A 12914-nucleotide genomic window follows, 5' to 3' on the forward strand; every position below is an offset into this window, starting at 1 on the left:
TGGGGATGGGAGGATCGCCCGATGAGAGACGACCACCGCAACCACCCGTCGACCACGGCCGGCGATCGGGAGTCGCTGACCACCTTCCTCGACTACCACCGCGCCACCCTCGCGCTGAAGTGCCGGGAACTGAGTGCCGATCAGCTGAAGCGGCGGCCGGTCCCGTCCTCCGGCCTGTCCCTCCTGGGCCTCGTGCGGCACGCCGCCGACGTGGAGCGGGGGTGGTTCCTGATGGTGCTGGCCGGTCAGGACTGTTCGCCGCTCTGGCCCGGGACCGACGGCGAGGACGCCGCCTTCCGGGTCGACGACGCGGACGTGGACGAGGCGTTCGCGCGCTGGCACGAGGCCTGTGAGGGCTCCCGGAGCGTCGCGGACGGCTTCGAGTCGCTCGACGGGACGGTGGAGTTCCGGGGCGAGGTGATCTCGCTCCGCTACGTCCTCACCCACATGATCGAGGAGTACGCGCGCCACAACGGCCACGCCGACCTGCTCCGCGAGGCGATCGACGGAGAGGTCGGCGAGTAGGCGGCCCGGGCCCGGGGCCCGCGGTGGTGTCGGAGCCGGCACCACTGCGGAGGAAGCCCTCAGGCGGTGGGGGCCGCCGCCTCGGTGAGGGTGCCGTCGGCGAGGTGGAGGCGGCGGGTGGTGCCGATGGCGGTGAGGAAGCGTTCGTCGTGGCTGACGACCAGGAGGGCGCCCTGGTAGGAGGCGAGGGCGCTCTCGAGCTGGGCGAGGCTGACCAGGTCGAGGTTGTTGGTGGGCTCGTCCAGCAGGAGCAGGTGGGGCGCGGGGGAGGCACAGAGCACGCAGGCGAGGGTGGCGCGCAGGCGCTCGCCGCCGGACAGGGCGCGGGTGGGGAGGTGGGCCTTGGCGCCGCGGAAGAGGAAGCGGGCCAGCAGGTTCATCCGGTCGGCGGAGGGGAGTTCGGGGGCGGCCAGCGCGAAGTTCTCGGCCACGGTGAGCTCGGGGTCGAGCAGGTCGAGGCGCTGGGAGAGGTAGGCGCTGCGGCCCTCGGCCCGGCGCAGCCGGCCGTCGGAGGGGGTGAGGTCACCCAGCAGGAGGCGGAGCAGGGTGGTCTTGCCGGCGCCGTTGGGGCCGGTCAGGGCGATCCGCTCCGGGCCCCGGACGGTCAGGTCGATGCCGCCGGGCGCGAAGAACGGGGCGCCGTCGCGCAGGAGTTGGAGGCCCTCGCCGACGAAGAGGTCGCGCCCGGCGGGGACCTTGGTGTCGGGGAGTTCCAGGACCAGCCGCTGGTCGTCGCGCAGGGCGCGCTCGGCCTCGTCCAGCCGTGCCCTCGCCTCCCCGACCCGGCCCGCGTGGACCTGGCCGGCCCGGCCCGCCGACTCCTGGGCGCCGCGCTTCATGGTCCCGGCGAAGATCTTGGGCAGCCCGGCGCTCTTCAGGTTGCGCGCCGCGTTGCTCGCCCGACGGTCGGCGCGTTCCCTGGCCTGTTGCAACTCCCGCTTCTCGCGCTTGAGTTCCTGCTCCGCGTTGCGGACGTTCCGCTCCGCGACCTCCTGCGCGGACTGGACGGCCTGCTCGTAGGCGGTGAAGTCGCCCCCGTACAGGCGCAGTTCGTCGCCGCCGAGTTCGGCGATCCGCTCCATCCGGTCCAGCAGCGCCCGGTCGTGGCTGACCAGGAGCAGGCAGCCGGTGAAGCCGTCCAGGGCGTCGTAGAGCCGGTGGCGGGCGGCGAGGTCGAGGTTGTTGGTGGGCTCGTCCAGCAGCAACACGTCCGGCCGGGCCAGGAGTTGGGCGGCGAGGCCGAGTTGGACGGCCTGGCCGCCGCTGAGGGTCTCCAGGCGTCGGCCGAGGCCGATGCCGTCGAGGCCGAGCCGTTCGAGCTGGGCGGTGCAGCGCTCCTCCACGTCCCAGTCGTCGCCGATGGTGGTGAAGTGCTCCTCCGAGACGTCGCCGGACTCGACGGCGTCGATGGCGCGGATGACGTCGGCGACGCCGAGCACCTCGGCCACCGTCAGGCCGGCCGAGAGCGGCAGGTCCTGCGGGAGGTAGCCGGCGGTGCCGTTGACCGTCACCGACCCCGCCGTGGGCGTGAGTCGGCCGGCCAGCAGGCGCAGCAGGGTGGACTTGCCGGAGCCGTTGGGCGCGACCAGGCCGGTGCGGCCGGTGCCGAGGGCGAAGGAGAGGTCCTGGAGGACGGGGGTGTCGTCGGGCCAGGAGAAGGACAGGTGGGAGCAGACGATGGAGGCATCGGACATGGAAGGACCCCGGAGTGGGCAGGGCGGAGCGGACTCCGCCGGGAGGACGGGAGACTGGGGGAAGGAGGTACGACGAACCGGGCCGCTCCGCCGGGTGTCCACCACCCGTCGACGGCCTCAGGACCGGGTCTCACCCGGAGATGTCGTCGTCACCCGCCATGTCTGCCTCTGCTCGTGTTGCCGATGGGTCGTTCGTTCGCCAGCGTAACAGGACGGTCCGCAGGTCCGTCGACCGGTTTTCTTCGGTGTGTCGAAGCAGCCGTCGCCCGCCGTCATTTGACGGATCCTCAGCGGCGACGGTGCGCGGGAGCGTCGTCCTCATCAGCCCCGGAGCCTGTGCCGGGGCGCCTGACGACGGGAACCTCACGTGAACCGACGACTCCTCGCCGCCCTCGCGGCGGCCGTGCCCCTGGCCGCCGTGGTGTACGCCCCCGGGGCCGCCGCGGCACCGCCGAGCTGTGCGGCACCGGCGGTGAAGGCCCCGCCCGGGACGGTGGTCGAGCGGGCGGACGCCGTCGCCCGCGCCGCCGGGGACTTCGAGGTGCCGGCCGTCTTCCCGCTGCCGTCCCAGCGGATCTCGGACGTCCCGGCGTTCTGCGACGTCACGGTGGTGCTCGCCCACCCCGGCCAGGGCGACCACGCCACCGTCCGGGTCTGGCTGCCGCAGCAGAACTGGAACGGCCGGCTCCAGACGGTCGGCGGCAGCGCGTACGCCGCCGGGGACTACGGCAGCGGTCTGGCCGCCGCGCTGAAGAGCGGCTACGCCGCCGCCACCACCGACGCGGGCGTCTCCAGCTACATCGACGCCGGATGGGCCCTGACGGCCGGGGGTTCGGTCAACCGGCCGCTGCTGGAGAACTTCGCCTCGCGCTCCGAGCACGAGGCGGCCGTGGTGGCCAAGGCGGTGATCGCCGGGCACTACGGCCGCGGCGCCTCCTACGCCTACTTCAACGGCTGCTCCACCGGCGGGCGGCAGGGCTACGCGGAGGCGCAGAGGTACCCCGAGGACTACGACGGCATCCTCGCCAACGCTCCGGCCGTCCACTGGGACGAGTTCGAGGTGGCCACGCTCTGGCCGCAGGTGGTGATGAACGAGGCGAAGACCTACCCGAGCGCCTGCGAGTTCAAGGCCTTCACCGAGGCCGCCGTCCGGGAGTGCGACCAACTCGACGGCGTACGGGACGGGTTGGTGACGGATCCGGGCCGCTGCGGCTACGACCCGCGTCGGCTGGTCGGCACCGTGGTGGAGTGCGAGGGCGAGGCGGTGACGGTCACCGCCGCCGACGCGGAGGTGGTGCGCCGGATCTGGGACGGGCCGCGCTCGACCTCGGGCGAGCGGCTGTGGCCCGGGGTGCCGGTCGGCGCCGAGCTGGGCGGCGGCCTGGCCGGCACCCGGGTGGACGAGGCCACGGGCGCACGGGTCGGCGCGCCGTTCCCGGTGCCGGCGGCCTGGGTGAACTCGTGGGTGCGCAAGCAGCCCACGGCGGACCTCTCGACGGTCACCTCCGGGGAGCTCGCCCGCCTGTTCCGCCGCTCGCAGGCCGAGTACGACCGGGTGATCGGGACGGACGACCCGGACCTCTCGGGCTTCCGCAGGGCCGGGGGCAAGCTGCTCACCTGGCACGGCCTGGCCGACGAGTTCATCCCGGCGGACGGCACGGTCCGCTACCGGGAGGCGGTGGAGCGGCGGATGGGCGGTGCGAAGCGGACCGACGAGTTCTACCGCGTCTTCCTGGCGCCCGGCACGGCGCACTGCGCCCTGAACACCGCGGTCGGGGGCACCGACGCCCTCGGCGCGCTGACGGCCTGGGTCGAGCAGGGCAAGGCCCCGAAGACCCTGCCGGCGGCCCTGGCCACCGCCGACGGACGGACCGTCAACCGGGAGCTGTGCCCCTACCCGCAGCTGCCGCGCTACCGCGGCCACGGCGATCCGGCTCAGGCGTCCAGCTTCCGCTGCGCCGCCTGACGCACCGTCCGGCCCGCACCCCGCTCCCGGGGTGCGGGCCGTTCGCGTTCGTCCGTCCGTGCGTCTGTCCGTCCGCCTGTCCGTCCGTCGTCGGTGGGCGATCATTCAGTCATTCGACTGATCCCGAAGGCGGGTGACGTGCCGGAGGCTGGGACGGCACCCCGTTCTCATCCTCTTCTCCCCTCCGGAGGGTCCGTTGTGATCCGCACTCCCGTCCTGTTCGTCCCCGGTGCCTGGCTGCGCGCGAGCTCCTGGGAGTGCTGGGTCGAGCACTTCGCGAACCACGGCTACCCGGCGCACGCCCCGGGCTGGCCGGGGAAGCCGTCCGATCCGGGGTTGGACGAGCTGACAGGGCACTACGCCGGGATCGCCCGGGCCTTCGAGGTGCCACCGGTCCTGATCGGCCACTCGGTGGGCGGGCTGGTCGTGCAGCACCTGCTCGGGGACGGTGTCGGGCGCGCGGCGGTGGCGCTCGCGCCGGCGCCGATCAACGGGGTGGAGCTGCTGGAGCGGGAGTGCGCGCCCGAGTGCACGGGGAGTTCGGTCGAGCTCTCCGTCGCGCGCTTCCACGAGCTGCTCGCGAACACCGTCGGCCGGGAGGAGGCCGAGCTCCTCCACGAGCGCTACGCCGTGCCCGCGCCCCGGCGCCTGGTCGAGGACGTGCTGCGGCACCGCGGCACGGCCGTGGACACCGCTAACCCGGCCCGCGGCCCGTTGCTGCTGGTCTCCGGGCAGGAGGACCGCCTGGTCCCCGACCGCGTCACGCGCGCCGTCTACAAGCAGTACGGCGACTCCACCGCCCCGACCGATCTGAAGCAGTGGGCCGACCGTGGCCACTCCCTCACCGTGGACGGCGGCTGGCGCCCCGTCGCCGACCACGTGCTGGGCTGGCTGACGGAGCGTGGGATCACGCCCGGCTGAGGTCGGGCAGGGACGGTGCCTCGGGTGGCGCCGTCCCGGGCGACGGTGTCCTACGCGGCGAAGGGGCCCTCGGCGACGAAGCGGTGGAGGAGGCGGGCGAAGGTCCTGGCCTCCTCCTCCGGCCAGTCGGCGAGGGCCGACTCGATGGCGGCGGCCAGGCGGCGGCGGGTCGTCGCGATGACCTCCCGGCCGGCGGGGGTGAGGGCGAGGAGGGTGGCCCGGCCGTCCGCGGGATCGGGTTCGCGGCGCAGCAGGCCGGCCTGTTCGAGGCGGTCGGCGCGGCGGGTGACGGTGGTGCGGTCGAGCTCCACCTCGCGGCCGAGGTCGGCGGCGCTGCACGGTCCGGTGCGGGCCAGGCCGCTGAGGACGGGGTAGGTGAGGTCGTCGACCGCCGCCCCGAGGCCGTCGGTGAGGTGGGCGTAGAGGCGGGTGCGGGTCCCGCGACGGAGGAGCTGGCCGAGGGCGTGGGCGATGTCCTCGCCGGTGGAGTTGGTCACCCTCGAAGAATAGCGTGCGCTGCGCACGCTTTTCGGCTAAGGTCAGATGCGTGCTCGAAGCACGTATCCACTCTCGTGTGCCAGCCCCTGCCGTGGAGGAACTCCCATGTCCCGCACCGACATCCGCACTGCCCTGACCGACCTGCTGCTGACCCCGGGCCTCGCCCTGGAGGAGGCCGCGGACCGGCACTTCGCCCCCGACTACCGCCAGCGCACCGACGGCCGCTGGGACGACCGCACCGAGTTCCTCGCCCACATCGCCCACCTGCGCACGGTGGTGGCGGGCGGCTCGGTCGAGGTCCACGACGAGCTCTCCAGCGGCGACCGCTACGCCGACCGCCACACCATGGAGGTGGTCAAGACCGACGGCTCCACCGTCCGGATGGAGGTCTACCTGTTCGCCGAGTTCGCCCCCGACGGCCGCTTCCGCCGGATCGAGGAGACCACCCTGCTGCTCGAAGGGGCCGAGGGCGATCGGAACTTGGGCAGTGCCAGGTGACGGAGCGGACGCGGACGAGGGGGACCGTCGGGTGACGGTCCCCCTCGTCGTGCGGGGCGCGGGTCAGAGGTGGTCGGCGTCCACCACGGCCTGGGCGAAGGCGGTCGGGGCCTCCTGGGGGAGGTTGTGACCGATGGCCGGCAGGGCGCGGTGGTCGTACGGGCCGGTGAACATGGAGCGGTAGGACGCGCCGTCGCCCGGGGCGGTGAAGGGGTCGCGCCCGGCGTCGAGCGTGACGGCGGGCACGGTGATGACGGGACGCCGGGCGAGCCGGGCCTCGTACTGGTCGTAGCGGTGCTCGCCCTCGGCGATGCCCAGGCGCCAGCGGTAGTTGTGGACCACCACGGCGGCGTAGTCCGGGTTCTCGAAGGCGGCGGCGGTACGGGCGAAGGTGGCCTCGTCGAACTGCCAGGTGGGGGAGACCTGTTGCCAGACGAAGCGGGTCAGCTCACGGCGGCGGTCCGGGTCCTGCATCGCCCGTGCGCCGCGCTCGGTGGCGAAGTAGTACTGGTACCACCAGGTGTGCTCGGCCGCCGCCGCGATCGGGTTCCGCTGCGCCGCCCGGTCGGTGATCAGGTAGCCGCTCACCGAGACCAGGGCCTTGACCCGCTCGGGCCACAGTGCCGCCAGGATGTCGGCGGTCCGCGAGCCCCAGTCGAAGCCGGCCAGCACCGCGCGGTGGATCCCGAGCGCGTCCATCAGGGCCAGCACGTCCAGGGCCACGGCGGACTGCTGGCCGTTGCGGAAGCTGCGCGGGGAGAGGAAACGGGTGGTGCCGTGGCCCCGGAGGTGGGGGACGATCACCCGGTAGCCGAGGTCCGCGAGCAGCGGGGCGACGTCCACGAAGCTGTGGATGTCGTAGGGCCAGCCGTGCAGACAGATCACCACCGGGCCGTCAGCGGGGCCGAGTTCGGCGTATCCGACGTCGAGCAGTCCGGCCCGGACCTGCTGGAGGACGGGGAAGGTGGTGTGGGTGCCCGGAGCGATCGCGGGGACGACGGGAGCTCGCCGCACGGTGGCGGGGGAGCCGGGGGCGGCGAGGGCGGCCGGGAGACCGGTGACGGTCAGCGAGGCGGCGGCCGCGCCGGTGCCGAGGGCCTTGGTGAAGGTGCGCCTGGTGATCATGAGGAGCCTTTCGAGGCGGGGCTCCGGGCCGGCCCGTCGAGGACCGGCCCGGAGCGGGAGGAGCAGGGGTGTCAGACCGCGACGGCCCTGATGGTGACCGGGATGTTGCCCCGGGTGGCCTTCGAGTACGGGCAGAGCTGGTGCGCGGCGGCGCCGAGCTCCTCGGCCATCTCCTGCTCCACGCCGCCGAGTTCGAGGTTGAGCACGGCGCTCAGGCCGAAGGCGTCGCCCGCCCCGTGGGTCAGCGTCGCCTCCACCGTGACGCGGGTGCTGGTGAGCCGGACCTGGCGGCCGGCGGCGGCCCGTCGCACCGCGCCGAGGAAGCACGCGCCCCAGCCGGCGGCGAAGAGCTGCTCGGGGTTGGTGGCGCCGCCGGCGCCGCCGAGCTCGGCGGGTATGGCGAGCGCGGTGGTGAGAAGACCGTCGTCGGAGGCGACCTGACCGCCGTTGCGGCCCTCACCCGTCACGGTCACCGTTCCGGTGTAGCTGACTGTCATGTTCCTTCTCCTGTCGGTGAGTTGTTCGGTGCTCAGTTCGGTGCTCAGTTCGGCGCTCAGGCGGGGAAGTCCGCCGAGCGGCTGATCTCGGCCCAGTGCTCGGTCTCGGCCTCGCGGGCCCGGCCCGCCGCCAGGGCGGCCGTCACGGCCTGGGCGCCGAGCAGCAGGCGGCGCGGCGGGTCCGGGCGTCCGACCACGTCGAGGATCACCCGGGCCGCCCGGTCCGGATCACCGGGCTGGGTGCCGTCGTTGGCGGCCCGGTAGGCGTTCATCGCGCCTACCGTCTCCCGGTAGTCCTCGCCCACGGCGTGCAGCTCCATCGAGGAGCCCTGCCAGTCGGTGCGGAACGCTCCGGGCTCGACGATGACCACGGCGAGCCCGAACGGTGCGACCTCGGCGGCCAGCACCTCCGAGAAGCCCTCGACGGCGAACTTGGCGCTCTGGTAGGCCCCCATGCCGGGTGTGCCGCCCACCCGGCCGCCGACGGAGGAGAACTGCACGAAGGTGCCCGCGCGTTGGGCGCGCAGCACGGGCAGCGCGGCCCGGGTCACGTTCACCACGCCGAAGAAGTTCGCCTCGACCTGGGCCCGGAAGTCCTGGTCCGTCATCTCCTCGATGGGGGCGCTGTTGGCGTACCCGGCGTTGTTCACCACCACGTCCAGCACCCCGAAGGCCTCGACGCCGGTCCGGACCGCCTCGCGGGCGGCGGCCGGGTCCGTGACGTCCAGGGCCACGGCCCTGAGCCGCCCGTCGTGACGGTCCGCCAGGTCGGCCAGCCGCTCCGGGCGCCGGGCGGTGGCGACCACCTGTCCGCCGGCCGCGAGCACCGCCTCGGTGAGGCTCCGTCCGAAGCCCCTTGAGGCTCCCGTGATGAGCCAGGTTCCGGTCATCGTCCGTTCCCTTCGGTGGATCCGTCCGGTACCCGCACGGGCACCGAACGGACGAACGCGCGCACCGCGTCGGCGAACACGGTGGGCTCCTCCAAGTGGCCGAAGTGGCCGCTCTCCGCCAGGACCGCCAGCCGGGACCCCGGGATCAGGGCGTGCAGCTCGCGCGCCCACCGCGGCCCGCAGACCACGTCGTAGCGGCCGACCACGACCAGGGCCGGTACGGTGAGGAAGGTGAGCGCCTCACGGTCGTCGATCCGGTCGGGGACGCCGTGCTCGTCGAGCGGCGAGATGTAGGTGCACCGAACCCGCTCGCGCAGCGGCCCGAACTCGCGTTCCCGGGACCAGAAATGGGCAAAGTAGACGGGCATGAGCGCGCGCAGCGCCGCGGTGATCTCCTCGTCGTCGGTGACGGTGCCGGCCGCGTGCAGACCGGCCAGCGCCGCCGGGAGCTCGGGGTGCGCCGCGTTCCGCGCGACGAACTCGCCCACCCGGGTGGCGGCCTCGGCCTGGTGCTCCGGGCCGGTCACCGGTGCGCTCTCGTAGAGCACCAGTCCGTGCAGCCGCCCGGGGTGGTGCAGGGCGAAGTGCTGGGCCACGAAGCCGCCGTGGGAGTGGCCGAGCAGGAACACCCGCTCCAGCGACAGGCGGTCGAGCAGGGCGGCCAGGCTGCGGGTGATCCGGGCCCTGGTGTAGCCGTCGGGGTGGGTGGGCAGGCGCTGCGAGCCGCCGGTGCCCAGCGGCTCCACGTAGACCACGGTCAGGAACTCCTCCAGGGCGGGTGCCCGGAGGTACTCCCAGTCGACACCCGGCCCGCCGGGCACGGCCAGGCAGACCGGTCCGGAGCCGTACACGTGGTAGCGCTGCTCCAGGCCGTCCACCCGGAGCAGGTGCGGGCCGGGGGAGAGGTCGTCGTTCTCGTTCATCCTCCTGCTCCGGCCGGTCAGTTGGCGGAGCGGGTGGTACGGGCGGCCTCCGCGACCACCCGCGCCACGGTGCCCGGGTGGGAGACGGCGACGGAGTGCGAGGCGGCCACCTCGGTGACCCGGGCGTGGGCCCGGCCCGCCATGAACAGCTGGGCGGCGCGCGGGATGTTCAGGTCCTCGGTGGTGACCACGTCCCAGCTCGGCTTCTCCTTCCAGGCGGCCACGGTGGCCGGCTCCTTCAGGGCCGCCTCGGCGATCGGCCGCTGGGTCGCGGCCATCAACGCGGCCTGGCCGGCCGGGACGTCGGCCGCGAACTGGTGGTGGAAGGCATCGGGGCGGATGGAGAGGTCGGTGGTGGTGGAGCCGTCGGGGAGCGTGTAGGTGACCGGGTCCAGGGTCGGCCCGAGCGTGGAGCCCGGGTACTTCCCGGAGAGCCCGAGCGCCGTCTCCCCGGCCTCCGGCAGGAACGCGGCCACGTACACCAGCGCCTTGACGTCGGGGTCCCCCGCGCCGGCCGCGCTGATCACCGAGCCGCCGTAGGAGTGGCCCACCAGGACCTTGGGGCCGGGGATGTGCCGGATGACCCCGCGGAGCGCGGCCGCGTCCGAGGCCGGCCCGCGCAGCGGCACGGCGGGCGCCACCACCGGGTAACCGTCCGCCTGGAGGCGCTTGATGACGCCGGACCAGCTGGACGCGTCGGCGAACGCCCCGTGCACCAGCACGATGGTGGGCTTGGCGCCGGCCGTGGCCGTGGCCAGGGCGGTTTCGGGTGCGGGGGCACTCGCGCTGGCGGTGGCGGTGCCGCCGACCACGGCCGTGGCCAGGGCCGCACTCGCGGCGGCCACCAGCACGGCCTTGGCCCTCTTCTCTGCTGCCATGGGACTGTTCCTCTCTGGGACACCCGGGGTGACCGGGGCTTCTGATGACCACACCCTCGCCCGACCACCACCGGCGGCAGATCCGTCAGTTGACGGTCGGACCCTCGGCACCGTCATGACCTCGGTCACCGGCGAGGGCCGACGTCAACTGACCGATGCGGCGCTGACGGCGGTCCGGACAGGGTGGAGCCGCAGCCGGGCAGACCGTCCGGTGCACCCCTTCACCGGAGGACCCCGTGACCGTCGTCAGCTTCCATCTCCTCTCCTCGCTCGGCCCGGCCGAAGTCCTGGACGTGCTCACCGATTTCGGGCCGGCGCGGGCGCAGGCGTGGCCCTCCATCGACGCGGCGCACTTCGCGGTGCACGGCCTGGGCGAGGGCTGGGCCGAGGTCACCGAGGGCACCGCCGCCGCCTGGGAGCGGGCCCGCTACGACTGGCAGCCCGGCGGGGACGAGGTCACCGTCACCACCCTCGACTCCAAGCTCTTCGGCTCGGGCGGGGGTTGGCACTTCCGGATGACGCCGGAGGGCGGCGGCACCCGGGTCGACGTCCGGCTGACCCGGACACCGGACACCCTGAAGGGGAAGCTGCTGGCCGCGCTCCTGCCCGTGGTCGCGCCGTCGGCGCTGCGGAAGTCCTTCGCCGGTCCGTTGAAGGTCCGCTGAAGGTCCGCTGAGAGTCCGTCGAGGGTCCGCTGGAGGGTGTGCCGGCGGCTCCGGTGACGGTTCGCGGGCGGGCGTTCTCCGAGGGGCGTCGGCGGCGCGAGGCGCGGGCGGGTTCGCGCCCCGTGCGTCGAGTGCCTCGGGCGGCCCGACGCCGACGCTGTTCCGCAGCCCGGCCCGGCGGTACGGTCGGCCCGACTTCCCGAAGGCGGCGGGCGATCGGAGGCGATGGTGAATCCAGCGCGAAGCGGCGGTCGGTCCGGGGCCGGGCACGCGGTGGTGCTCGGAGCGGGCATCGCGGGGCTGTGCGCGGCCCGAGCCCTCTCTGGGCACTTCGACCGCGTCACCCTGGTCGAGCGGGACGCCTTCGAGAGCGCCCCCGCCGTCCGGCGCGGCGTCCCGCAGGGAGCGCACGTGCACTCGCTGACGGCCGCCGGCGCGGAGGTGCTGGACGGCTTCTTCCCCGGACTCGTCGCCGAACTGGTCCGCGCGGGCGGCACGTTCGCCGGTGCGCTGGACGAGCTCGACATCGTCTTCTTCGGCTCGCGCCTGCGGCAGGTGCCCATCGGCCGGGTGCTCCAGACGAGTCGGCCGTTCCTGGAAGGCCGGCTGCGCGAGCGGGTCGCCGCGCTGCCCAACGTCAGCCTGCGGCAAGGGTTCGAGGCCACCGCGCCGATTGCGGCGGGCCCTGCCCGGGCGGGCGGTGTTCAGACGCGCCCGGGCCGGGTGGGCCGCGCCCGGGCGGGCGGTGCCGGATCGAGCGGCGTACGGGTGAGCGGCGTGCGGCTGTCCCGGGCCGGGGTGGTCGGCTCCTCCGAGGACCTCGCGGCCGACCTCGTGCTGGACGCGATGGGCAGGGCCGGGCGGGGCGCGGCCTGGCTCCGCTCGCTCGGCTACCCGGCCCCCGCCGAGAGGCGGCTGCGCGTCGACGTCGGCTACGCCAGCCGCCGCTTCCAGGTGCCCCCGGGCGTGCTGGGCACGGCGAAGGGCGTGCTGGTCGGGGCGACACCGGCGCGCCCGCGCGGCCTGGTCCTCACCCAGCAGGAGAACGACGCCTGGGTGCTCTCCCTCTACGGGTTCGGCCGGGAGAACCACCCGCCGCAGACGCCGGAGGAGTTCCTGGCCTTCGCCGGGGCCATGCTCCCCGCCGCCACCAGGAAGGCGCTCGCGGTGGCCGAGCCGCTCACCGGGATCTCCGCCTTCAAGTACCCGGACTGCGTGCGCCGGGAGTACCACCGGCTGCGCCGGGTGCCGGAGGGCCTGGTCTCCGTCGGGGACGCGGTGTGCAGCCTGAACCCGATCTACGGCGCGGGCATGACGGTGGCCGCACTGGAGGCGCGGGCCCTGGCACGGTGTCTGGCCGACGGGCCGGAGGGCCTGCCGCGGCGCTTCTACCGGGAGGCCGCGCGGGCGGTGCGGCTGCCCTGGCTCTTCTCGACGATGGCCGACCGGGCCATGCCGCAGGTCCCGGGGACCCACCCCGCACTGGCGCGGCTGCTGGGGAGGGCCTTCGGGGCGACGATGCGGGCCGCGGCCGCCGACGACCGGGTCGCCATCAGCGTCTGGAACGCGGTCAGCCTGAGCGGTTCCCCGGCGGGCCTGGCGCACCCGAGGGTGACCGCGGCGGTGATCCGGCACTGGTCCTGACGGGCCGCCACCGCGGCCGGTCGTGAGGGTGGACCGTTCGCCGACGCGGTGTCAGCCGGCAGACGGCATCCGGTGGTCCGCCGCCGGATGCATGCTCCGCCGATTACGGGGCAGGCGCGTCCCGGCAGTCGGCAGTCGGCAGTCGGTTGCGGGTTGCGGGCTGTGGGCCGGGGACGAGGGGAGAGCGGCG

Annotated in this window: 13 protein-coding genes; 6 read left to right on the top strand and 7 right to left on the bottom strand. The window is 74.3% G+C overall.

The window, feature by feature from the left end:
* Positions 1-21: 21 nt before the first annotated feature.
* Entirely contained in the window at positions 22-525 is a 504-nt protein-coding gene (locus ACWEPF_RS16615) for a DinB family protein (RefSeq protein WP_452173120.1), read from the top strand.
* A gap of 59 nt (positions 526-584) precedes the next feature.
* Here ACWEPF_RS16615 and ACWEPF_RS16620 read toward each other — a convergent pair whose 3' ends face one another.
* Positions 585-2219, bottom strand: coding sequence for an ABC-F family ATP-binding cassette domain-containing protein (locus ACWEPF_RS16620; RefSeq protein ID WP_452173121.1), 1635 nt, complete (start codon positions 2217-2219; stop codon positions 585-587).
* Positions 2220-2586: 367 nt separating this feature from the next.
* On the opposite strand from ACWEPF_RS16620, the gene ACWEPF_RS16625 reads away from it, so the two are divergent.
* Both ACWEPF_RS16625 and ACWEPF_RS16630 read left to right on the top strand, forming a co-directional pair.
* Positions 2587-4185, top strand: coding sequence for a DUF6351 family protein (locus ACWEPF_RS16625; protein ID WP_452173122.1), 1599 nt, complete (start codon positions 2587-2589; stop codon positions 4183-4185).
* Between the two features lie 198 nt (positions 4186-4383).
* On the top strand, positions 4384-5106 hold the full coding sequence (locus tag ACWEPF_RS16630; protein ID WP_452173123.1) for an alpha/beta hydrolase: 723 nt from the start codon (positions 4384-4386) through the stop codon (positions 5104-5106).
* A gap of 50 nt (positions 5107-5156) precedes the next feature.
* On the opposite strand, the gene ACWEPF_RS16635 is transcribed toward ACWEPF_RS16630, so the two are convergent.
* The gene (locus tag ACWEPF_RS16635) at positions 5157-5603 is read right to left on the bottom strand and encodes a MarR family winged helix-turn-helix transcriptional regulator (RefSeq protein ID WP_452173124.1); all 447 of its coding nucleotides are present in this window, start codon (positions 5601-5603) and stop codon (positions 5157-5159) included.
* A gap of 106 nt (positions 5604-5709) precedes the next feature.
* Here ACWEPF_RS16635 and ACWEPF_RS16640 point away from each other — a divergent pair, with 106 nt between their 5' ends.
* Positions 5710-6102: a nuclear transport factor 2 family protein gene (locus ACWEPF_RS16640; RefSeq protein WP_452173125.1), complete on the top strand. Its 393-nt coding sequence runs from the start codon at positions 5710-5712 to the stop codon at positions 6100-6102.
* Positions 6103-6165: 63 nt separating this feature from the next.
* Here the strand turns inward: ACWEPF_RS16640 and ACWEPF_RS16645 are convergent, their stop codons facing one another.
* From ACWEPF_RS16645 to ACWEPF_RS16665, 5 genes are all read right to left on the bottom strand, one after another.
* Entirely contained in the window at positions 6166-7227 is a 1062-nt protein-coding gene (locus ACWEPF_RS16645) for an alpha/beta fold hydrolase (RefSeq protein ID WP_452173126.1), read from the bottom strand.
* A 71-nt stretch (positions 7228-7298) separates the two neighbouring features.
* Entirely contained in the window at positions 7299-7724 is a 426-nt protein-coding gene (locus tag ACWEPF_RS16650; protein WP_452173127.1) for an Ohr family peroxiredoxin, read from the bottom strand.
* Positions 7725-7780: 56 nt separating this feature from the next.
* On the bottom strand, positions 7781-8614 hold the full coding sequence (locus ACWEPF_RS16655; protein WP_452173128.1) for an oxidoreductase: 834 nt from the start codon (positions 8612-8614) through the stop codon (positions 7781-7783).
* Positions 8611-9537, bottom strand: coding sequence for an alpha/beta fold hydrolase (locus ACWEPF_RS16660; RefSeq protein ID WP_452173129.1), 927 nt, complete (start codon positions 9535-9537; stop codon positions 8611-8613). The genes ACWEPF_RS16655 and ACWEPF_RS16660 overlap by 4 nt, the downstream gene beginning before the upstream one ends.
* A gap of 17 nt (positions 9538-9554) precedes the next feature.
* Positions 9555-10415, bottom strand: a complete 861-nt coding sequence (locus ACWEPF_RS16665) for an alpha/beta fold hydrolase (RefSeq protein ID WP_380149930.1) — start codon at positions 10413-10415, stop codon at positions 9555-9557.
* A gap of 236 nt (positions 10416-10651) precedes the next feature.
* Here ACWEPF_RS16665 and ACWEPF_RS16670 point away from each other — a divergent pair, with 236 nt between their 5' ends.
* Both ACWEPF_RS16670 and ACWEPF_RS16675 read left to right on the top strand, forming a co-directional pair.
* The gene (locus ACWEPF_RS16670; RefSeq protein WP_452173130.1) at positions 10652-11080 is read left to right on the top strand and encodes a hypothetical protein; all 429 of its coding nucleotides are present in this window, start codon (positions 10652-10654) and stop codon (positions 11078-11080) included.
* A gap of 228 nt (positions 11081-11308) precedes the next feature.
* The gene (locus ACWEPF_RS16675; RefSeq protein ID WP_452173131.1) at positions 11309-12724 is read left to right on the top strand and encodes an FAD-dependent oxidoreductase; all 1416 of its coding nucleotides are present in this window, start codon (positions 11309-11311) and stop codon (positions 12722-12724) included.
* The last annotated feature ends 190 nt before the right edge of the window (positions 12725-12914 follow it).

The sequence above is a fragment of the Kitasatospora sp. NPDC004289 genome (assembly GCF_053602875.1).